General features: G+C 72.4%; 22 protein-coding genes. 8 read left to right on the top strand and 14 right to left on the bottom strand.

The genetic code is table 11. The annotated features are described in order from the left end of the window. Position 1: 1 nt before the first annotated feature. Positions 2-2,575, bottom strand: a complete 2,574-nt coding sequence (locus BLQ67_RS13365) for an excinuclease ABC subunit UvrA (RefSeq protein WP_092505833.1) — start codon at positions 2,573-2,575, stop codon at positions 2-4. Positions 2,576-2,698: 123 nt separating this feature from the next. On the opposite strand from BLQ67_RS13365, the gene BLQ67_RS16490 reads away from it, so the two are divergent. Together BLQ67_RS16490 and BLQ67_RS13360 are read left to right on the top strand one after the other, a co-directional pair. After that, positions 2,699-2,842 carry a hypothetical protein gene (locus tag BLQ67_RS16490; protein ID WP_157674845.1) on the top strand — a complete coding sequence of 48 codons (144 nt, stop codon included), beginning with the start codon at positions 2,699-2,701 and terminating at the stop codon, positions 2,840-2,842. Between the two features lie 290 nt (positions 2,843-3,132). Next, positions 3,133-3,678: an SMI1/KNR4 family protein gene (locus BLQ67_RS13360; RefSeq protein WP_197674608.1), complete on the top strand. Its 546-nt coding sequence runs from the start codon at positions 3,133-3,135 to the stop codon at positions 3,676-3,678. A 21-nt stretch (positions 3,679-3,699) separates the two neighbouring features. Here the strand turns inward: BLQ67_RS13360 and BLQ67_RS13355 are convergent, their stop codons facing one another. The 3 genes from BLQ67_RS13355 to BLQ67_RS13345 are packed head-to-tail and all read right to left on the bottom strand — an operon-like array spanning position 3,700 to position 6,994. Next, positions 3,700-4,977 (bottom strand): MFS transporter, encoded by a 1,278-nt coding sequence (locus tag BLQ67_RS13355; RefSeq protein WP_092505829.1) that lies wholly within the window; start codon positions 4,975-4,977, stop codon positions 3,700-3,702. A 38-nt stretch (positions 4,978-5,015) separates the two neighbouring features. After that, on the bottom strand, positions 5,016-5,984 hold the full coding sequence (locus BLQ67_RS13350; protein WP_092505827.1) for an alpha/beta hydrolase: 969 nt from the start codon (positions 5,982-5,984) through the stop codon (positions 5,016-5,018). Next, positions 5,981-6,994, bottom strand: a complete 1,014-nt coding sequence (locus BLQ67_RS13345) for an alpha/beta hydrolase (protein ID WP_092505825.1) — start codon at positions 6,992-6,994, stop codon at positions 5,981-5,983. Before BLQ67_RS13345 ends, BLQ67_RS13350 begins: the two co-directional genes overlap by 4 nt. 72 nt (positions 6,995-7,066) lie before the next feature. Between BLQ67_RS13345 and BLQ67_RS13340 the strand changes: the two genes are divergently transcribed. Then, positions 7,067-8,125, top strand: coding sequence for a LacI family DNA-binding transcriptional regulator (locus BLQ67_RS13340; RefSeq protein ID WP_092505823.1), 1,059 nt, complete (start codon positions 7,067-7,069; stop codon positions 8,123-8,125). Here BLQ67_RS13340 and ychF read toward each other — a convergent pair. Then, positions 8,077-9,150: a redox-regulated ATPase YchF gene (gene ychF, locus BLQ67_RS13335; protein ID WP_092505821.1), complete on the bottom strand. Its 1,074-nt coding sequence runs from the start codon at positions 9,148-9,150 to the stop codon at positions 8,077-8,079. The two genes, BLQ67_RS13340 and ychF, sit on opposite strands and share 49 nt — an antisense overlap. A gap of 138 nt (positions 9,151-9,288) precedes the next feature. Between ychF and BLQ67_RS13330 the strand changes: the two genes are divergently transcribed. The 3 genes from BLQ67_RS13330 (at position 9,289) to BLQ67_RS13320 (ending at position 11,017) form a co-directional block, all read left to right on the top strand. Then, the gene (locus BLQ67_RS13330) at positions 9,289-9,972 is read left to right on the top strand and encodes a DsbA family oxidoreductase (RefSeq protein WP_092505819.1); all 684 of its coding nucleotides are present in this window, start codon (positions 9,289-9,291) and stop codon (positions 9,970-9,972) included. A gap of 108 nt (positions 9,973-10,080) precedes the next feature. Continuing rightward, on the top strand, positions 10,081-10,581 hold the full coding sequence (locus BLQ67_RS13325) for an AAA family ATPase (protein WP_231945057.1): 501 nt from the start codon (positions 10,081-10,083) through the stop codon (positions 10,579-10,581). A 28-nt stretch (positions 10,582-10,609) separates the two neighbouring features. Continuing rightward, positions 10,610-11,017, top strand: a complete 408-nt coding sequence (locus tag BLQ67_RS13320; RefSeq protein ID WP_092505817.1) for a Rid family hydrolase — start codon at positions 10,610-10,612, stop codon at positions 11,015-11,017. A gap of 80 nt (positions 11,018-11,097) precedes the next feature. On the opposite strand, the gene BLQ67_RS13315 is transcribed toward BLQ67_RS13320, so the two are convergent. Both BLQ67_RS13315 and BLQ67_RS13310 read right to left on the bottom strand, forming a co-directional pair. Continuing rightward, positions 11,098-11,490: a PPOX class F420-dependent oxidoreductase gene (locus BLQ67_RS13315; RefSeq protein ID WP_092505815.1), complete on the bottom strand. Its 393-nt coding sequence runs from the start codon at positions 11,488-11,490 to the stop codon at positions 11,098-11,100. Next, positions 11,487-11,885, bottom strand: a complete 399-nt coding sequence (locus tag BLQ67_RS13310; RefSeq protein ID WP_092505813.1) for a VOC family protein — start codon at positions 11,883-11,885, stop codon at positions 11,487-11,489. Before BLQ67_RS13310 ends, BLQ67_RS13315 begins: the two co-directional genes overlap by 4 nt. 91 nt (positions 11,886-11,976) lie before the next feature. Here BLQ67_RS13310 and BLQ67_RS13305 point away from each other — a divergent pair, with 91 nt between their 5' ends. Together BLQ67_RS13305 and BLQ67_RS13300 are read left to right on the top strand one after the other, a co-directional pair. Next, on the top strand, positions 11,977-12,246 hold the full coding sequence (locus BLQ67_RS13305; RefSeq protein ID WP_092505811.1) for an acylphosphatase: 270 nt from the start codon (positions 11,977-11,979) through the stop codon (positions 12,244-12,246). 25 nt (positions 12,247-12,271) lie between these two features. Beyond that, positions 12,272-13,429, top strand: coding sequence for a VOC family protein (locus tag BLQ67_RS13300; protein WP_092505809.1), 1,158 nt, complete (start codon positions 12,272-12,274; stop codon positions 13,427-13,429). On the opposite strand, the gene BLQ67_RS13295 is transcribed toward BLQ67_RS13300, so the two are convergent. The 7 genes from BLQ67_RS13295 to leuC all read right to left on the bottom strand — a co-directional run bounded on the left by BLQ67_RS13295 (position 13,426) and on the right by leuC (position 20,402). Beyond that, entirely contained in the window at positions 13,426-14,169 is a 744-nt protein-coding gene (locus tag BLQ67_RS13295; RefSeq protein WP_092505807.1) for a CPBP family glutamic-type intramembrane protease, read from the bottom strand. The two genes, BLQ67_RS13300 and BLQ67_RS13295, sit on opposite strands and share 4 nt — an antisense overlap. Next, positions 14,166-15,254, bottom strand: a complete 1,089-nt coding sequence (locus BLQ67_RS13290) for a D-alanine--D-alanine ligase family protein (protein WP_092505805.1) — start codon at positions 15,252-15,254, stop codon at positions 14,166-14,168. Before BLQ67_RS13290 ends, BLQ67_RS13295 begins: the two co-directional genes overlap by 4 nt. Further along, on the bottom strand, positions 15,251-16,261 hold the full coding sequence (locus tag BLQ67_RS13285; RefSeq protein ID WP_092505803.1) for an NAD(P)H-dependent glycerol-3-phosphate dehydrogenase: 1,011 nt from the start codon (positions 16,259-16,261) through the stop codon (positions 15,251-15,253). Before BLQ67_RS13285 ends, BLQ67_RS13290 begins: the two co-directional genes overlap by 4 nt. Beyond that, positions 16,254-16,994 carry a lysophospholipid acyltransferase family protein gene (locus BLQ67_RS13280; RefSeq protein ID WP_092505801.1) on the bottom strand — a complete coding sequence of 247 codons (741 nt, stop codon included), beginning with the start codon at positions 16,992-16,994 and terminating at the stop codon, positions 16,254-16,256. Before BLQ67_RS13280 ends, BLQ67_RS13285 begins: the two co-directional genes overlap by 8 nt. A 2-nt stretch (positions 16,995-16,996) precedes the next feature. Continuing rightward, positions 16,997-18,256 (bottom strand): UDP-N-acetylglucosamine 1-carboxyvinyltransferase, encoded by a 1,260-nt coding sequence (gene murA, locus BLQ67_RS13275; protein ID WP_407922493.1) that lies wholly within the window; start codon positions 18,254-18,256, stop codon positions 16,997-16,999. A gap of 98 nt (positions 18,257-18,354) precedes the next feature. Then, on the bottom strand, positions 18,355-18,963 hold the full coding sequence (leuD, locus tag BLQ67_RS13270; RefSeq protein ID WP_092505799.1) for a 3-isopropylmalate dehydratase small subunit: 609 nt from the start codon (positions 18,961-18,963) through the stop codon (positions 18,355-18,357). Next, positions 18,963-20,402: a 3-isopropylmalate dehydratase large subunit gene (gene leuC / locus BLQ67_RS13265; RefSeq protein WP_092505797.1), complete on the bottom strand. Its 1,440-nt coding sequence runs from the start codon at positions 20,400-20,402 to the stop codon at positions 18,963-18,965. The genes leuD and leuC overlap by 1 nt, the downstream gene beginning before the upstream one ends. Positions 20,403-20,529 lie beyond the last annotated feature (127 nt).

Genomic DNA, 20,529 nt, shown 5'->3' with positions numbered 1-20,529 from the left:
GTCAGCTCGACGACGCTCGGCGCTGCAGCGCCGCCGCGAGGAAGGGCGCCGTGCGGCTCGCGTCGCACGCCGCGACCTCCTCGGGCGTGCCCTCGGCCACGATACGTCCACCGGCCTCGCCGGATCCCGGGCCCATGTCGATCACCCAGTCCGCCTCGGCGACGACGCGCATGTCGTGCTCGACCATGACGACGGTGCTGCCGCCGTCGACGAGGCGCTGGAGGTGCGCCATGAGTCGATCGGCGTCGGCGGGATGCAGCCCCGACGTGGGCTCGTCGAGCAGGTAGAGCGTGTCGCCGCGCTGCGCGCGCCGCAGCTCGGACGCGAGCTTCACGCGTTGCGCCTCACCGCCCGACAGCTCGGTGGCCGGCTGGCCGAGCGCGACGTACCCGAGTCCGACGTCGAGCAGCGCATCGAGGTGCCGCTCGATCTCGACGTCGCCGTCGAACGTCGCGCGGGCATCCTCGACGCTCATCGCCAGCACGTCGGCGATGGTGCGCCCGTGCAGCTCGATCTCGAGCGTCTCGGGGTTGTACCGCGTGCCGCCGCACGTCGCGCACGGCGACGAGACCGACGGCAGGAAGAGCAGCTCGACCTCGACCGTGCCCTCCCCCTTGCACGTGGGGCAGCGACCCGCAGCGACGTTGAACGAGAAGCGGCTCGCGCCGTAGCGACGCCTGCGCGCCTCGGGCGTCGCGGCGAAGGCGGCGCGGATGCGGTCGAACACCCCGGTGTAGGTCGCGACGTTCGAGCGCGGCGTGCGCCCGATGGGGCGCTGGCTCACCTGCACGATCCGGCGCAGGCGGTCTGCGGGTGCCGTCGCGTCGCCGCGCGTGACGATCGCCGCAGCCTCGGCCAACGGGTCGTCAGGGGCGGTCTGCGTGTCGACGCCCGACGCGTGGGCGTCGATCTCGCTCGCCCCGCCCGCCTGCAGCAGGTCAGGCAGCGCCTGATCGATGAGCGTCGACTTGCCGGAGCCCGACACCCCCGTCACGGCCGTGAGCGCGCCGACGGGGATCGAGACCGTCAGCCCGTGGAGGTTGTTGCGGTGCACGTCGACGAGCTCGATGGTGCCGTCGGGCGCGCGCCGTGCGCGCGCCGTGTCGTGGGCGGGAGGCGCCTCGAACAGGTACCGGCGGGTGACCGACTCGTCCACGTCGCGCAGGCTCTCGAGCGGACCCGAGTGCACGATGCGACCGCCCGACGATCCGGCGCCCGGCCCGACGTCGACGATCCAGTCGGCCTCGCGGATCACGCCCAGCGAATGCTCGACGAAGAAGACGGTGTTGCCGGAGTCGCGCAGGCGCCGCAGGATGCCGAGCAACGACTCGGCGTCCGCAGGGTGCAGCCCCGCCGACGGCTCGTCGAGCACGAACACGACGCCGAACAGCTGCGAGAGCACCTGGGTCGCGAGGCGCATCCGCTGCAGCTCGCCCGCCGACAGCGTCGACGTGGGCCGGTCGAGGGACAGCGCCCCGAGGCCGAGGTCGGCGATGGGCGCGAGCCGCGCGAGCGCCTCGTCGACGAGGCGCCGCGCCGCGAGTCGTCGCTCGGCGCTGACGGACGCGGCGGATCCGGTGCCCCAGTCGGGATCCTGCGCGCGCCGCAGCACGTCGGCGACGTCGTCGAGCGGCATCGCGGCGAGCTCGACGATGTCGAGACCCTCGAACGTCACGGCGAGCGCGTCGGCCTTGAGTCGCCTGCCGTGGCACGAGGGGCACTCGACGCTCCGCATGAACGAGGCGGCGCGCTCGCGCATCCGAGCGCTCTTCGAGCTCGCGAACGTGTCGAGCACGTAGCGCCGCACGCCGAGGAAGGTGCTCATGTACGAGGGCTCGCGCCCGTTCGCGACCGCTGCGCGCACCTGAGCGGGCGTGAGGTCGCGGAAGATCGGCACCTGCGGCGACTCGTCGGTGCGCAGCGCCCACTCGCGTTGCTCGGCCGGCAGGTCGCGCCAGGGCACGTGCGGGTCGTAGCCGAGCGAGATGAGGCTGTCGCGCAGCTGCTTGCCGTGCCACGCCGTGGGCCATGCCGCGAGCGCACCCTCGTCGATCGAGAGCCCGTCGTCGGGCACCATCAGCTCCTCGGGCACGTCGTAGACGCGGCCGAGGCCGTGGCACGTCGGGCACGCGCCCTGCACCGTGTTCGTCGAGAAGTCCTCCGCGAACAGCATCGGCGCACCCTCCGGGTACGTGCCGACGCGCGAGTAGAGCATCCGCACGACGTTGGCGATCGTCGTCGCGCTGCCGACCGTCGATCGCGCCGATCCCCCGGTGCGCTGCTGCGGCAGCGCGACCGCCGGCGGCAGCCCCTCCACGACGTCGACGTCGGGCACGCCCACCTGGCTGATGAGTCGGCGCGCGTAGGGGGCCACGGACTCGAAGTAGCGCCGCTGCGACTCCGCGTAGATCGTGCCGAACGCGAGGGAGCTCTTGCCAGAGCCGGAGACGCCGGTGAAGGCCACGAGCGCGTCGCGCGGGATGTCGAGGTCGACGTCGCGGAGGTTGTGCTCCCGCGCGCCGCGGATGCGCACGCGCCCGAGGTCGCCTGTCGCGGTCGAGTCGGAGGATGCCATCCATCCAGTCTCTCCGACCCGTACGACGCGGCTCGCGTGCGCTACGCGCGCGAGGCGAGACCGCGCGGCCCGACGTCGTCAACCGCCTGGCGCGCTCGATGCCCATCCCCCACGCTGACGAGCATGAGCGACACCATCAGCGGCAGCATCGGCGACCCGACGAGCTCGGACCCCGACTTCCCCACCGATCCCGAGACGGCCGAGCCCGAGACGCCGGAGGGCGAGGAGGACGTCGAGCCCGACGAGTTCCAGTCGCCGACGAGCTGACGCGCGCTGCGCGCCGCTTCTCGTAGGCGATGCAGAGGTCCGCGCCGCGTGCGACCGAGACTCGCCGGGCAGGCTGGAGGCTTCGCTTGCGATCGCCCGCCACACTGGGCGCACCGATCGCGCACGACACGGAACGAATGGATGGACGCCGATGGACCTCGATCAGCTCGACGCCCTGCTCGATGCCCGCACCGGCCCGCTGCCCGTCGGCACCGAGCCGCCCACCGAGACGATCTGCATCCCGGGCTACAACTGACGCCCGCGCTGCAGCACGACGAGCAGGGCCGCGCGTGACGGATGCCTCCGACGTCGCACGCGCGTGGGCAACGATCGAGGCCGTGCTCGAGGCCGAGCGGCCGGACATCGCCGCCTCGCTGCGTCCACCCGCGACCGACGAGCAGCTGGCCCGGCTCGCGGCCGTCGTCGGCGACCTGCCCGACGACCTCGTCGCGAGCCTGCGCATCCACGACGGGCAGGACGACCCTGCCTGGCAGCTCGGCATCCACGACGTCCTGAGCTGGTTGGGCGTCGACGCGATGCTCGAGGCCCACGCGCTGCGCCTCTCGGCGCTCGGTGACGGCGACGAGCCGATCGAGTGGATGACGCCGGACCGCGTGCGCACGGTCATGAACAGCCGCGGCTGGCTGCCGTTCACCGACTTCCAGGGCTCCGGCCACGCCATCGACCTCGATCCGCTGCCCGCGGGGACGCGCGGTCAGGTCATCTGGCTGCCGATCGACGGTCCGACGCCCGCGCCGGTCGCACCGTCGTACGGGGCGTGGCTCGTCGACGTCGCCGAGCGGCTCGCGAACGGCGAGGTCGATCCCGCCGACTGACGCCGCCGCGCCCGCGAGCCGCTACCGCACGCCCTTGATCGGCAGCACTGCCAGACCGCCGAGCACGCCGAACACGATCGCGGCGACGAACAGCGCGGAGTAGTTCTCGCCGCCGCCGATCGCGAGCAGTGGGATGGCGACGACCGGCACGAGCACCTGCGGGATCTGGTACGACAGCGACACGATGCCGAGGTCCTTGCCCGCTTCGTCGAACGTCGGCAGCACCTCCGTCATCATCGCGACGTCGACCGACACGAACGCACCCTGCGCGGCGCCCACGAGCGCCATCGCGACGAGGAACACCGACATGTCGGGCGCCATGAGCGCCACGACCAGCCCGCCCGCCGACAGCAGCGCCGACACCCACACGATCGCCTTGCGACGGCCCGTGCGGTCGGACACGATCGCGAACGCGATCGACGTCACGATGCTCGAGAGCGTGAAGAGGATGAGGATGGTCGCGAACGACGCCGATGCCTCCTCCTTCGACACCCCGAGCCGGTCGATGATGATGAAGAGCAGGTAGAGCGTCACGGTGACGATCGACATGGTGACGAGCAGCCGGCACGCGAAGGCCCAGAAGAAGTCGCGGTAGACGCGCGGGTTCAGCCAGTACGTCGAGAGCACGTCGCTCCAGTGCCACGGCGCGGGCGGGTCGGTGCGCACGATGTCGCGCAGCCGCAGGAAGAGCAGCGCGCTGCACACGCTGCCGATCGCACCCGGCACGACGAACCACGCCCACTGCTGGTCGTTCGGCAGCGCCGCGATGATGAGCGATCCGGCGATGAGCGCGAACGCGTTCGCCGCGCTGGCCGCTGCCGAGACGCGCGCCCTCGTGCGCTTCGGGATCTGGTCGGCGAGCAGGGCGTGCACGGCCGAGTTCGTGGCGCCGTAGCCGATCTGCACGATCGACCAGCCGACGATGACCTGCCACAGCTCGGTCGAGACCGCGAGCACGAGCACGCCGGCGAGCCCCGCGATCGCACCGCCGAGGATCCACGGGCGACGCTTGCCGAGGCGCGACATCGTGCGATCGCTCATGCGACCGAACAGCGGCGTCACGACCATGACGACGATGCCGCCGATCGCGGCGACGATCGAGAGGTGCAGGCCCTTCGTCGCGTCGTCGAGGAAGGCGAAGACCTTGGGGATCGACGCGCTGCCGAGGGTGCCGAGCACGATGCTGAGCCCGAACCAGGCGAGCACGAACAGCGGCAGGAAGCCGCGCGGCTGCGGCGATCCGGGGATCTCGTCGGGTCCGACGGCACCGATCGGGTCGAGGGCTGTGGTCTGGGACATCGTCGTCTCCTGACGTGGGTGCGGGGTGGAGGTGCGGGTCAGCGGTAGGCGGCGGCGAGCCGCCGGGAGTGCTCCTGCTGCCAGGCGAACGCGGCAGGGGATGCGGCGGTCTGGCCGGGCGAGCCGTGCAGGTGGCCGGGCACGACGAGCAGCTCGACGGGCACGCCCGCCTCGCGCAGGCGCTCGGCGTACTCGACGCCGGCGTCGCGCAGCGGGTCGAACTCCGCCGCCATGATGAGCGTCGGCGGCAGCCCGGTCAGGTCCTCGACGTCGAGGGGCGACGCGTACGCATCCGTCGCGCCGTCGGGGCCGAGGTACAGGTCGACGATCGTCTCCATCTCGTCGAGGCCGAAGCCCTGCGAGAAGTCGACGCTCGAGGCGCCGACCTTGCGCATCGCCGTCGGCGGCACCTCGAGGTCGACGTGGTGCAGCGTCGGATGCGCGACGTCGCGCAGGTGCAGCGCGGTGCTCGCGGCGATCGCCGCACCCGCCGAGTTGCCGCCGATGCCGAGCCGCGAGGCGTCGACGCCGAAGCGCTCGGGCTCGTCTGCGAGCGCCCGCAGCGCAGCGATCGCATCCTCGATGGGTGCCGGATAGCGGTGCTCGGGCGCGAGCCGATACTCGAGCGAGCACAGCTGCACGCCGCTCTCGAGCGTGCGGCGAGCGCACAGGCGGTCGTTGAGGATCTCGACCATCGCGCCGGCGTAGAACCCGCCGCCGTGCAGCCAGACCTGCGTCGGCAGGGGCCCGGATGCGCCCGTCGGGCGGTAGCGGCGCAGCACGAGCGTGCCGCCGGGTCCTTCGATCTCGAAGTCCTCGAGCTCGATGCCGTCGGGGATGGGCAGCGTGCACTCGATCGCGATGAGGTCGGAGAGCTCGCGGGCCGCGACGCGCTGCACCGTCGGGTCCGGCGAGGCGATGTCGGGCAGCGTGGCGGCGAGCTCGCCGATGCGGCGCACCCAGTGCTGGATGCCGGGTTCGAGGTCGAGGTCGGTGAGTGCGGTCATCGTGAGGCTGCCTTCGGGTAGTCGACGGGGGCGTCGTGGAGCGTGCGGAGGGTGGCGACGACGTCGCGGTGCTGGTGGTCGGACATCGGCACGGCCCTGCGGTAGCCGGCGGAGCCGTGGCTCTGGCCGATCATGCGCATGCACGACACGGGCACGCCCGCCTCTCCGAGCGCGCGGGCGTAGGCCTCGCCGTCGCCGCGGAGGGCGTCGAGCTCGGCTGTGTAGATGACGGTCGGCGGCATGCCCGTGAACGACGTGGCCCGCAGCGGCGACGCGTACGGGTTGCGGCGCAGCGCGCGATCGGGGCCGAGGTACTGGCGCACGAGCGTCTTGGCGAGCTGGCGGAGCACGAGCCTCGGCACGCCCGGCTGGCTCCCCAGGTGCTGCGTCGTGAGGTCGAGCAGCGGCACCTCGAGCAGCAGCAGGCGCACCGGCCGGCTCGCGCGGTCGCGGTTCATCATCGCGGTGGCCGCGGCGAGGTTGCCGCCCGCGGAGCCGCCACCGATCGCCATGCGCTCGGGATCGCCGCCGAGCTCGCGAGCGTGCTCCGCCGCCCACTCGAAGACGCTCCAGCACTGCTCGGGCTGCGCCGGGAAGCGCACCTCGGGCGCGTGCGAGTACTCCCCCGCGACCACGATGATCCCCGCGTCGCGTGCGCGCTCGCGGAAGTGCGCATCCCACCACACCCAGTCGATGCCGGCGATCTCGAAGCCGCCGCCGAAGAACTCGACGAGGATGGGCAGCCCGCCCGCGTCGGCGGCCGCGGCGCGCTCGGGCGTGGGCCAGTAGACACGCAGGCGGGCGTCGGGCGCGTTCGGCACGGTGAGCGTGTGCTCCTCGGTCGCGACGTCGACGGGCTCGATGCCGAGCTCGCGGCACATGATCGGATCGAACGCCTCGGCGTCGGCGCGGCGGGCCTGCGCCGTCTTCCCCTGCTTCGGCGCCAGGGGCTTCAGGCGCGCATCCACGGCTGCGGCGAACGCGTCGAGTCGCGGTCTCGTGTACGTCATCGTCGACGACCTCCTTCGGTCTGTCGACCATCATGCGAGCGTCGAAGCACTTCGATGAAGTACTTTCTTCGCATGTCGAAGGTGACCATCTACACCGTCGCCGAGAAGGCCGGCGTGAGCATCTCGACGGTGTCGCTCGCGATCAACGCGCCGCACCGCGTGAGCGACGCGACGCGCGCCCGAGTCGTCGCCGCGGCGGGAGCGCTCGGCTACCGCACGGGCGGACGGGACCGCACGGGGCCGACCGCGGGCACGCGCGTCGCGGTCGCTGCGCCGTTCAGCAGCTACGCCACGTACTTCCGTCGCTTCTCGGGGATGCTCGTGCGCGCTCGCGAGACGGCGATCGACCTCACGGCGCACGACCTCGACTCGGCGGCGAGCGCCGCCGCTCCCCTGCTCGACGCGCTCCCGGCGCGTCGCGGCATCGACGGGCTCATCGTCATGGGCGTGCCGCTGGGCAGCGCCGCGCTGCGCGCGAGCCGCGAGGCGGCGCTGCCGCTCGTGCTCATCGACGTGCTGCGCGCCCGCCCGGTGGGCGACGACGTGCCGGTCGTGCTCGTGGACGACGAGGAGGGCGGACGCCTCGCTGGCGCGCACCTGAGCGAGCGCGGGCACGAGCGCGTGCTGTTCCTCGGCGAGCCGCAGCGCTCGGAGGACTACATCTCGGCTGGGATGCTGCGCATCCGCGGGCTGTCGGAGCACGTCGACGTCGAGGTCGTGCGCTGCGACCCGGCCGCCGATCCCACGCCCGTGCTGCTGGACGCGCTGCGGGGGTCACGCGCGCCGACGGCGATCGTCGCGAACCACGACGAGTTCGCGGCACGCGCGTACCGGGGCCTCTCAGCGCGGGGGCTGTCGGTGCCCGACGACGTCGCGATCGTCGGCTACGACGACGGCCCGCTCGCCGCGGGAATGGGCCTCACGACCATCCGCCAGCCGCTCGAGGAGACGGGCCGCGCAGCGCTCGACCTGCTGCTCGGCGCGATCGCCGGCACGGGGGCGGCGGTGCGCCGCGTCGATCTCGTGCCGTCGCTCGTGGTGCGGGAGAGCACGGGTGGGCGTGAGGCGACGCCGCACGAACCTCACACGTTGAAGCGGAACTCCACCACGTCGCCGTCGACCATCGTGTAGTCCTTGCCCTCGATGCGCACGCGGCCCTTGGCCTTCGCGTCGGCCATCGTGCCGGCCGCATCCAGGTCGTCGAACGACACGACCTCGGCCTTGATGAAGCCCTTCTCGAAGTCCGTGTGGATGACGCCGGCCGCCTGCGGGGCGGTCCATCCCTTGCGGATCGTCCAGGCGCGCGACTCCTTCGGACCCGCCGTGAGGTAGGTCTGCAGGCCGAGCGTGTCGAAGCCGATGCGGGCGAGCTGGTCGAGGCCCGACTCGTCCTGGCCGAGCGACTGCAGCAGCTCGAGCGCCTCGTCGGGCTCGAGGTCGACGAGCTCCGACTCGACCTTCGCGTCGAGGAAGACGGCCGTCGCCGGCGCGACGAGCGCGGCCAGCTCGGCCTTGCGCGCGTCGTCGGTGAGCACGGCCTCGTCGACGTTGAAGACGAAGAGCATGGGCTTGGCCGTCATGAGGCCGAACTCCTTGAGCAGCGTCAGATCGACGTCGGCCGCCGACAGCAGCGTGCCCGCATCCAGCGCAGCCTTCGCTGCCTCAGCCGCAGCGAGCACGGCCGGGTCGGCCTTCTTGCCGCGCACCTCCTTCTCGAGACGCGTGATCGCCTTCTCGAGGGTCTGCATGTCGGCGAGCGCCAGCTCGGTGTTGATCGTCTCGAGGTCGCTCGCCGGGTTCACGGCGCCCGCCACGTGCACGACGTCGCCGTCGGCGAAGCCGCGCACGACCTGCGCGATCGCGTCGGCCTCGCGGATGTTCGCGAGGAACTGGTTGCCGAGGCCCTCGCCCTCCGACGCGCCCTGCACGATGCCGGCGATGTCGACGAACGACACCGTGGCGGGCAGGATCTTCGCGGATCCGTGGATCTCGGCGAGCCGGTCGAGGCGCGCATCCGGCAGCTCGACGACGCCGACGTTGGGCTCGATCGTCGCGAACGGGTAGTTCGCGGCGAGCACCTGGTTCTTGGTCAGTGCGTTGAAGAGGGTCGACTTGCCCACGTTGGGGAGTCCGACGATGCCGATCGTGAGTGCCACGAGGGTCGAGCCTACCGGCGGCACCGCGCGCATGCAGACGCGCGTGCGAAGCTCCGGTCCGGCGCCAGCGGGCGCAACCCGTGTTGCGACACGGAATCGCGAGGAATGCTCACAGGTTGACCCCTGTTGACTGACGACATGCAGGTTGAGATCTGGTCCGACATCGCGTGCCCGTGGTGCTACATCGGCAAGCGCCGCTTCGAGGAGGCGCTCGCGCAGTTCCCGCACCGGGATGACGTCGAGGTGTCGTACAAGTCGTACCAGCTCGACCCGACGCTGCCCGAGCACTACGACGGCACCGAGGCCGAGTACCTCGCGAGCCGCAAGGGCATCGCCGTGGAGCAGGCCGAGCAGATGTTCGCCCACGTGACGCAGCAGGCGCGCACCGTCGGCCTCGCCTACGACTTCGAGGCGCTCGTCGTCGCCAACAGCATGAAGGCGCACCAGATCCTGCACCTCGCGAAGGAGCACGGCGTGCAGTCCGAGGTGAAGGAGGCGCTGCTCGCCGCCCACTTCGAGCAGGGCCGCGACATCGGCGACGAGAAGATGCTCGAGTGCGTCGCGTCGGCCGAGGGCGTGCCTGCGGATGCGATCAAGCAGGAGCTCAGCTCCGGCTCGCGCATCCCCGCGGTGCAGCAGGACATCGCCGAGGCGCGCGCGCTCGGCATCCAAGGCGTGCCGATGGTCGTGCTCGACCGCAAGTACGGCGTCTCGGGCGCCCAGCCGACCGAGGTCTTCCTCAACGCCCTCACCCAGGCCCACCCGCTGCAGACCGTCGGCGCCGCCGACGGCGAGGTGTGCGGCCCCGACGGCTGCGCCTGATCGCCGCCACGATGCGACGCTGAGCGGGCCGCCGAGGGGTTTCTTCCCTCGGCGGCCCGCTCAGCGTCACGGCGCGCCATGTGCAGGCGCGGCCCCTACCCTCGACGCATGCCCACAGCGATGACGCACCGCACGACCCTCGTCACGGGCATGTCGGCGACCGGCAAGTCCACGGTGCTCCGCGCGCTCGCCGGGCTGGGGTGCGACGCCGTCGACACCGACGAGCCCGGCCCCGATGGGGCCTGGATCGAGACGGTCGACGGCGAGCCGCTCTGGCGACTCGACCGCATCCGCGCGCTGCTCGACCAGCCCCGCTCGCAGCCCCTCGTCGTGCAGGGCACGGTCGCGAACCAGGGCGCACTGTACGACCGCTTCGACGCGATCGTGCTGCTGTCCGCGCCCGCCGACGTCATCCTCGAGCGCCTGCGCACCCGCACGACGAACGACTTCGGCAAGCACGCCGACGAGCGCGCGCAGGTGCTGCGCGACCTCGCCGAGGTCGAGCCGCTGCTGCGCGCCGGCGCGACGCACGAGATCGACGCGACGCAGCCGCTCGACGTCGTCGTGGCCGCGGTGCTCACCATCGCGGTGGGCTCGGATCGAGCCTGATCGCAGCCGGCGCTGGCACCATCGGGGCATGCCCAGCGCCGTCCAGCTCATCCGCGCGTCCACGTTGTCCGACGTCGCCGAGTACGCGTACGCCGCGACGGCGCCGAAGGAGGCGCGGCTCGTCTTCCTCGCCGGCGCGTGCCCGCTGCGCGACGACGGCTCGACGGCCGCGGTCGGCGACGTCGCCGGCCAGGCGGCCGCGTGCGTCGAGACGCTGACGCGGGCGCTGGCAGCAGCCAGCGCGACGCTGCACGACGTCATCAGCACGCGCGTGCTCGTCGCGACGACGAGCCAGGCCGAACTCGTCGCCGCGTGGGAGGTCGTGCGCGACGCGTTCGGCGACCACGATCCGCCGAGCACGCTGCTGGGCGTGACGGTGCTCGGCTACGACGACCAGCTCGTCGAGATCGAGGCCGTCGCCGCGGTCGTCGACTGACCCCTGATCGAACCTGCACGTGAGCGGGGCCTCGCGTGCAGGATGCACCTGAGGCCCCGCTGCCGTGCAGGTTCGACGGGCTAGCCCACCCGCACGCGCGTCGGGGTGACGCGCGCGATCATGCGCAGATGCCCCTCGTCGTCGGGCGGCAGCGGCTCGCCGTCGTACTTCACGGCGAGCTGCGTCGCGAGCGACGACGTCGGGTCGTCGGCGAGCTCGACCGTGCCGCGCACCTCGAGGAAGTGCTCGGGGTCGACGCGCGACGTGATGAGCACGCTGACGCGGTTGTCGCGGCGGATGTTCTGCGTCTTGCGCAGGTGCCGCTTCATGGGGATGAGCAGCGTGTCCTCGTCGCGCCCCACCCACACGGCCGTCACCTGCGGCGACCCGTCGGGCTCGATGGTCGCGAGGGCCGCGACGTTGGGCTCGTCGAGCAGGTCGGCCGCCTGATCCGGGATGCGGATGCCGCTCACGCAGCACCCTCGGGCTCCTGCGAGCCCTCCATGACGCCGATGACGTTGCCCGCCGGGTCGGTCGTCCACGCGATGTCGGGGCCCCGGCCGCCGCCGTGCACGATGCCGCGCTCGTCGTGATGGAAGCCGTCGTACCGCAGGAACTCCGCGCCCTTCGCGACGAGGTCGTCGATCGCGGCGGGCAGGTCGGGCACGACGAGGTTGAGGATCGTGAACGCGGCCGGCTCGTGGTCGGGCTTCGGGTACGCGAGCACGTGCCCGCCGCCCGGCAGCGCGAGCATGAGCATGCCGTGGTCCTCCTTCACGACAAGGCCGAGCACGTCGCGGTAGAACGTCGCTGCGGCGTCGGTGTCGGGCACGGCGAAGCCGCTGAAGCCTTCGATGTAGTCGGGCATGGGAGCCACCTCCTGCCTCGACCCTCCCCTTGCAGGCGGCGACGCGCAACCTGTTGCGACCGTGTCGGCGCCGAGGCCTAGGGTCGGGGGCATGGCGACCCGCAGACGCGTGACGGTGCACGGCAGCGTGCAGGGCGTCGGCTTCCGCTGGTCGGCGCAGCAGGAGGCGCAGCGCCTCGGCGTCGCGGGCAGCGCCCGCAACCTCGTCGACGGCACGGTCGCGGCCGTCGTCGAGGGCGAGGCGGATGCGGTCGACGCGATGGTCGCCTGGCTGCGGCTCGGCCCGCCGTCGGCGCGCGTCTCGCACGTCGACGTCGTCGACGAGGCGCCGAGAGGCGCGACGGGGTTCACGATCGCCTGAGCGCGGTCGGATCGAGGAGGTTCGCATGGATGCGTGGCGCACGATCGACGACCGGCTGAACGCGTGGTTCGCGGCGCCGACGCACTCGGCGGGTGCCGCGCTGCTGCCGCGCATCGTCGCGATGGCGGGGCGCGTCGTCGACGTCGACGTGCGCGCGGGCGGCGTGCGCGTGCGGCTCGACCGCGAGGATGCGAGCCTCGCGCCCGCCATCTCCGCGGCGGCCGACGACCTGGGCCTCTCCCCCGCTCCCGCGTCGCTGCAGGCGCTGCGCGTCGTGCTCGAGACGCCCGACCCCGACCGTGCGGCGCCGTTCTGGGCGCTCGCGCTCGGCTACGACCGCGACCGGGCCGTGCTGCGCGATCCGTGGCGTCGCGACCTGCCGCTCGTGCTCGAGCACGACCGCGAGGCGCGGCCGCTGCGCGACCGCATCCACGTCGACGTCGTGCGCCCGGCGGCGGCGATCCAGACGATCGTCGACGCCCTCGGCCCCGCGTCGGGGCCGTACGGGCTTCGGCACGCCGACCCCGACGGCATCGAGGTCGACGCCGTGCCAGGCGAGCCGCTCGCCGGCGCCGAGGACTGGTGGACGCTCTTCGCCGCCGTCGCCCGCTACGCCACGACGACCGAGCAGACGGTGGCGCTCGCCGAGCGAGCCGCCGGGCTCGCCGACGAGGCCGACGAGCGGCTCGGCATCGACGTGCGCCCCGGCTCGGTCACGCTCGACGGGGGCAAGGACGCGTGGGAGGACGACGCAGGTGCCCGCCCAGCGTTCGTCGCGCTCGCCGCCGCGATCCAGCGGGCAGCGCACGACCTCGGCGCGGCGTCGTTGCCCGCCGACCTGCGCTTCGTGCAGCTGGGCTTCGACGCGGTCGACGTCGCCGGCTCCCGCGCGATCTGGCGCGCGGTGCTCGCCGCCGAGCGCGACCCGCGCGAGCACGTCACCGACCTCGTCGACCCGCTCGGCCTCGGCCACGTGCTCTTCGTGCAGGACATGGATGCGCACGAAGCCGAGCGCCGCGCGCAGCGGCCACGCGTGCGGGTCGAGGTGCTCGTGCCTGCCGACGCGCTCGAGGCGCGGCTCGACGCGGTGGTCGCGGCGGGCGGGCGGGTGCTCGAGCAGCGCGACGGGCGCGCAACGATCGCCGACGCCGACGGCGCGATCGCGGTCGTGGTCGCGGGCTAGGAGCCCTGCTCGACCGCCCGCGCCGCCCGGCGTCGCTGCGCGGCGCGGAACATGAGCATCCACGCCACCGCGACGACGACGGACGCGCCCGCGACGACGAGCGATGCCGAGCCGGTGGGGTCGGTGCCCGCGATGAGCGCCAGGCCGATCGACAGGATCGACTGCACGACGCCCGCCGTGATCCAGCGCTGCCACCACGAGCCGTTGCCGAGGTAGCCGAGCAGCACCGACAGCGCGATGGATGCGACGAGCGTGCCGACGATGCTCGTCGCCTCGTCGTCGACCTCGAGCCGCCATGCGGCCCACACGACGCCGACGGCGACGCACGCCCAGATGCGGGCGATGCGCGACTCGACGAGCGGCTGCAGCACGCCGCGCCAGCCGAGCTCGAGCGCGAACGCGAGCGGCACGGCGAGCGCCAGGGTCTGCAGGGTCGGGCCCATCACGACGTCGTCGCCGGGCAGCAGCACGACGCCGAGGGCGACGAGCGCCACGAGCAGGCCCGCGGCGGCGACGCCGAGGATCGTGTGCGCGATGACCTGCTGGCGTCGCACGGGCGCCGGCAGCATGATGCCGAGCGCTCGGCGCCCGACGAGCCACGTCAGGCCCGCGGCGATCGCGGGTGCGAGCCACAGCAGCGACGGCGATCCCGTCGGCGCGACGGGATCGACGAGGCGCAGCAGGCCGCCGGCCGTGAACAGCGCGACGACGTACGTCGCGACCGCCCACCAGGGGCTCATCGCTCCTCCGCGAGCCCCAGCTCGACGAGCTCGGTGATGAGCTCGCCGTAGCCGATGCCCGACGCGCCCCACGCGAGGGGGAACATCGAGATCGTCGTGAAGCCGGGCATGGTGTTGATCTCGTTCACCACGACGCCGTGCTCGTCGGAGACGAAGAAGTCGACGCGCGACAGGCCCGAGCCCTCGATGGCCTCGAACGCGCGGATCGCCGTCTGCTGCACCGCGGCGAGCGTGTGCTCGTCGAGGTCGGCGGGGCACACGACCTTCGCACGGTCGGGGTCGACGTACTTCGCGTCGAAGTCGTAGAACTCGCCGGGCCGCAGCACGATCTCGCCGGGCAGCGACGCACGCGGCATCGCGCCGTCGCGGCCCTGCAGCACGGCCACCTCGACCTCGCGGCCGGGGCATCCGGCCTCGATGAGCACGCGGGAGTCCTCGGCGAACGCCTCGCGCATCGCGCCGTCGAGGTCGATGAGCGACGTGACGCGCGAGACGCCGACGCTCGAGCCGGCACGGGCGGGCTTCACGAACAGCGGCAGCGTGAGGTCGCCCAGGCGCGTGCGGATCGCCTCGGGGTCGGCGTCCCACTCGCGTCGCTGCACCGTGATCCACGGCGCGACCGTGATGCCCGCGTGGGCGAGCACGGTCTTCGTGAAGTGCTTGTCCATGCCGACGGCGCTCGCGAGCACGCCGTTGCCGACGTACGGGATGCCGGCGAGCTCGAGCATGCCCTGCACGGTGCCGTCCTCGCCGAAGCGGCCGTGGAGGATCGGGAACACGACGTCGACGTCGCCGAGCGAGCGCAGCGCACCCTCGGCATCGACGGCGACGAGCTCGCGCGAGTCGGTCGTGGCGGGTAGCAGCACGCGGTCGCCGTCGCCCACCTCGGGCATGCGGTCGAGCGTCATCGACTCGGGGGCGTCGGGCTGCAGCACGAGCGCGCCCGAGCGGGTGATGCCGATCGGCACGACGTCGAAGCGGTCGCGGTCGATGTGGGCGAGCACGCTGCCAGCGGTGGCGCACGAGATCGCGTGCTCGCTCGAACGGCCGCCGAACAGCAGGGCGACGCGGATGCGGTCGGTCACGAGAGCATCTCCAGGGTGGGCTCGGCGTCGTCGGTCGTGAGGTGCGGGGCGATGTCCTTGGGGTCCATCGCCTCGTCGATCACGAGCCGCACCTGCTCGAGGATGGGCATCGGGATGCCGCGGGCGGCGGCGAGCTCGGCGACGGGCGCGATCGACGACAGGCCCTCTGCGACCTGGTTCATGCGCGCGACGACGTCCTGCCTCGAGTAGCCGAGGCCGAGCAGGCGGCCTGCGGTGAAGTTGCGCGACAGGGGCGACGCGCAGGTGGCGATGAGGTCGCCGAGGCCGGCGAGCCCCTGCATGGTCTCGGGCTTCGCGCCGTGCGCGACGGCGAAGGCGGTGAGCTCGGCGAGGCCGCGCGTGATGATCGACGCCTTCGTGTTCTCGCCGTAGCCGACGCCGTCGACGATGCCGATGGCCACGGCGACGAGGTTCTTCAGCACGCCACCGAACTCGGTGCCGATGACGTCGTCGTTGACGAACGAGTGGAAGTAGTCGTTGCGGGCGACGCGGGCGACGGCCATGGCGGTGTCGAGGTCGCTGCACGAGACGACGGCGGCCGTCGGATGCTCCTGCGCGATCTCGAGCGCCAGGTTCGGGCCCGACACGACGGCGACGCGCTCGGGGCCGACGTGCGCGGCCTCGGCGATGACCTCGCTCATGCGCAGGCGCGAGCCGGCCTCGACACCCTTCATGAGGCTCACGAGCGGCACGCCGTCTGGCAGCACCGGCAGCAGGTCGGCGAGCGTGGCGCGCAGCTGCTGGCTCGGCACCGCGAGGTAGATCTGCTGCGCACCCGCGACCGCGGCGGCCGCGTCCGACGTCGCCGTGAGCGAGTCGGGCAGCGTGATGCCGGGCAGGTACCGCGTGTTGCGCCGCGACTCGGCGATCTCGCGCGCCGCCTCCGGCCTGCGCGCCCACATCGTCACGGCGTTGCCGCCGTCGGCGAGCACCTTCGCGAACGTCGTGCCCCACGATCCGGCTCCGAGCACCGCGACGTCAGCCATCGAATCGTCCCGTCTCGCTCTGTCCGCGCTTCGCGGGGTCCCACCGCTCGGCGGGCGGCTCGGCGCCGCGCAGCTCGCCGAGCATGCGCGTGATCGCCTGCATGACGGTCTCGGTCGCGCGCAGCAGCGTCGCCTGGTCGAGAGGTCCTCCACGGAAGGCGTCGAGGTCGACGGGCTCGCCGAAGACGACGTCGATGCGCTTGCGCGGGAACGGTCGGATGCCCTTCGCGTACCTGGGCATGAGCTCCTGGGCGCCCCAGTGAGCGACCGGGATGACGGGCACGCCGGCCTGCAGCGCCATGCGCACGGCACCGGTCTTGCCCCGCATGGGCCACAGCTCCGGGTCGCGGGTGAGCGTGCCCTCGGGGTAGATGATGACGGCGAGCTCGTCGGCGACGAGTGCTCGCGCGGCGGCCATGGGGTCGGCGCCGCGAGCGATGCCGCCGCGGTCGACGGGGATCTGCCCCGTGGCGCGCATGATGCGGCCCAGCACCGGCACGCGGAACAGGCTCTCCTTGGCGAGGAACCGCGGCGCGCGCCCCGCCTTCCACACGGCAGTGCCGATGACGAGCGGGTCGATCTCGCTGAAGTGGTTCGGCGCGAGCACGAACGCGCCCGTCTGCGGCAGCCGCTCCGCGTGATGCAGGCGCACGTCGGCGACGGCCGTGATGAAGGGCACGACCGCGCCGGCGAGCACCCGGAACGCGGGCGTGCGCTCGCTGCGGCGGGGCATGGTCATCCGTCGACGTCGAAGTCGGCTCCGAGCACCTGCAGCTTCTCGATGAAGCGCTCGTAGCCGCGCGCGATGATGCCGACGTTCGAGATGCGCGACTCGCCCTCGGCCGTCAGCGCCGCCACGAGGTGGCTGAAGCCGCCGCGCAGGTCGGGCACCACGATGTCCGCACCGCGCAGCGAGACGGGACCGGCGATCACGGCGGAGTGCTGGTAGTTGCGCTGGCCGAAGCGGCACGCGTGGCTGCCGAGGCACTCGGTGTGGATCTGGATCGTCGCGCCCATGTCGACGAGCGCCTCCGTGAATCCGAAGCGCTGCTCGTAGACGGTCTCGTGCACGATCGAGATGCCCTTGGCCTTCGCGAGCGCCACGACGAGCGGCTGCTGCCAGTCGGTCATGAAGCCCGGGTGCACGTCGGTCTCGACGACGACGGGCTTGAGGTCGCCGCCCGGGTGCCAGAAGCGGATGCCGTCGTCCTCGATCTCGAACGCGCCACCGACCTTGCGGTACACGTTGAGGAACGTCGTCATCTCCTGCTGGCGCGCGCCGCCGACGAAGATGTCGCCGCCGGTCGCGAGGGCCGCGCAGGCCCACGATGCGGCCTCGTTGCGGTCGAACAGCGCCGTGTGGCTGTAGCCGACGAGGTGGTCGACGCCCTCGATGCGGATCGTGCGGTCGGTGTCGACCTGGATCTCGGCGCCCATCTTCTGCAGGATCGCGATGAGGTCGAGGATCTCGGGCTCGACGGCCGCGTTCGACAGCTCGGTGCGACCCTTGGCGCGCGTCGCGGTGAGCAGCACCTGCTCGGTCGCGCCGACCGACGGGTACGGCAGGCGCACCTTGGCGCCGTGCAGGCCGTCGGGCGCCGTCATGCGGATGCCGGTGGGCAGCTTGTCGACGACGGCGCCGAAGTTGCGCAGCACCTCGAGGTGGTAGTCGATGGGGCGGTCGCCGATGTGGCAGCCGCCGAGGTCGGGGATGAACGCCTCGCCGAGGCGGTGCAGCAGCGGTCCGCAGAAGAGGATCGGGATGCGGCTCGAGCCCGCGTGCGCGTTGATCGACGTCTCGTGGGCGCGCTCGACGTTCGCGGGGTCGAGGCGCATGGTGTCGCCGAGCGTCTCGACGGCGACGCCGTGGATCTCGAGCAGGCCGCGCACGACGCGCACGTCGCTGATCTCGGGCACCGAGCGCAGCTCGGACGGGGTGTCGGCGAGCAGCGCCGCGACCATCGCCTTCGTGACGAGGTTCTTCGCGCCCTTCATCTCGATGCGTCCGTCGAGCGGCTTGCCGCCGCGCACGGTCAGCGCGTCGACGTCGAGGCCGATGGCGCGTGCGGAGGTCGCGGAGAGCTGGTCGGCGTTCACTTGGTTCCCGTCTGCACCGGCAGGGTCCTCGGCATCCACGAGGGACGGGAGGCCTCGAAGGCGGTGATCCGCTCCTCGTCGCGCAGCGTGAGCGCGATGTCGTCGAGGCCCTCGAGGAGGCGCCAGCGCGTGTAGTCGTCGATCTGGAAGTCGATCGTCTCGTCGCCGATCGTCACGGTACGAGCAACGAGGTCGACGGTGGTCTGCATTCCCGGGTTCGCCTCGGCGGCCGCCCAGAGGCGCTCGACGGCCTCCTCGGGGATGATGCCGGTGAGCAGGCCCTGCTTGCCGGAGTTGCCGCGGAAGATCTCGCCGAAGCGGGGGCTGAGCACGGCGGTGATGCCGAAGTCGCGCAGCGCCCACACGGCGTGCTCGCGGCTCGAGCCCGTGCCGAAGTCGGGGCCCGTCACGAGGATGCCGCCGTGGCGGTACGGCTCCTGGTTCAGCACGAACGACTCGTCCTGGCGCCAGTGGTAGAACAGCGCGTCGTCGTAGCCCGTCTTCGTGACGCGCTTGAGGAACACGGCCGGGATGATCTGGTCGGTGTCGGTGTTCGACGACCGCAGCGGGATGATCGGGCCGGTCAGGGTCGAGATCTTCTCCATCAGGCCACCGCCTCCTCTGCGGCGCGCAGGTCGTCCTGCGCGAGGTCCCACGGGCTCGAGAGCGTGCCGCGGATCGCGGTCGCGGCCGCGACGAGCGGCGACACGAGGTGCGTGCGCCCGCCCTTGCCCTGGCGGCCCTCGAAGTTGCGGTTCGAGGTGGATGCGCAGCGCTCGCCGGGCGCGAGCTGGTCGGGGTTCATGCCGAGGCACATCGAGCAGCCTGCGAAGCGCCACTCGGCGCCGAAGTCCTTGAACACCTGGTCGAGGCCCTCGGCCTCGGCCTCGAGGCGCACGCGCGCCGAGCCGGGCACGACCATGACGCGCAGGCCCTCGGCCTTGCGCTTGCCGCGCAGGATGTCGGCGGCGGCGCGCAGGTCCTCCATGCGCGAGTTGGTGCACGAGCCGATGAACACCGTGTCGACCTTGACGTCCTTGAGAGGCGTGCCGGGTGCGAGATCCATGTAGGCGAGCGCCTTCTCGGCAGCGGCGCGGTCGATGGGGTCGCTGAACGACTCCGGCGCCGGCACGGCCTCCGACAGGGGCGAGCCCTGGCCGGGGTTCGTGCCCCACGTCACGAACGGCTCGAGCTCGTTCGCGTCGATGAAGACCTCGGCGTCGAACACCGCGTCGTCGTCGGTGGGCAGCGTGTCCCAGTAGGCGACCGCCGCATCCCAGTCCGCACCCTTCGGCGCGTGGTCGCGGCCCTGGATGTAGTCGTACGTCGTCTGGTCGGGCGCGACCATGCCCGCGCGGGCGCCGGCCTCGATCGACATGTTGCAGATCGTCATGCGGCCGTCGATCGACAGCGCGCGGATGGCCGAGCCGCGGTACTCGAACACGTAGCCGGCGCCGCCGCCCGTGCCGATCTTCGCGATGACGGCCAGGATGATGTCCTTCGCGGTCACGCCGGGACGCAGCTCGCCCTCGACCGTGATCGCCATGGTCTTGAACGGCTTGAGCGGCAGCGTCTGCGTGGCCATGACGTGCTCGACCTCGCTCGTGCCGATGCCGAACGCCATCGCGCCGAACGCGCCGTGCGTCGACGTGTGCGAGTCGCCGCACACGACGGTGATGCCCGGCATCGTGAGCCCCAGCTGCGGGCCGACGACGTGCACGATGCCCTGCTCCTTGTCGCCGAGCGAGTGGATGCGCACGCCGAACTCGGCGGCGTTCTCGCGCAGCGTCGAGATCTGCTTCGCGCTCGTCGGGTCCTGGATCGGCTTGTCGATGTCGATCGTCGGGGTGTTGTGGTCCTCGGTCGCGACCGTGAGGTCGAGACGACGGAGGGGACGGTCGGCCTGGCGGAGGCCGTCGAAGGCCTGCGGGCTCGTGACCTCGTGCACGAGGTGGAGGTCGATGTAGATGAGGTCGGGCGAGCCGTCCTCCCCCTTGACGACGACGTGGTCGTCCCAGACCTTCTCAGCCAGCGTCCTGCCCATCGACCCTTCCCTCCTGCTCCAGTCCGCCAGTCTACGCCCGCACCCCATCCGTGCCCGTTGGGGTCCGCCGTTCGACGGATGCGGCGCCCCCGGCGAGCGCCGATATCCTGACGCTCTCCCCCGGCCG

This window comes from Agrococcus jejuensis (assembly GCF_900099705.1).
GTDB lineage: Bacteria > Actinomycetota > Actinomycetes > Actinomycetales > Microbacteriaceae > Agrococcus > Agrococcus jejuensis.
This window is presented reverse-complemented; position numbering and strand designations above follow the sequence as displayed.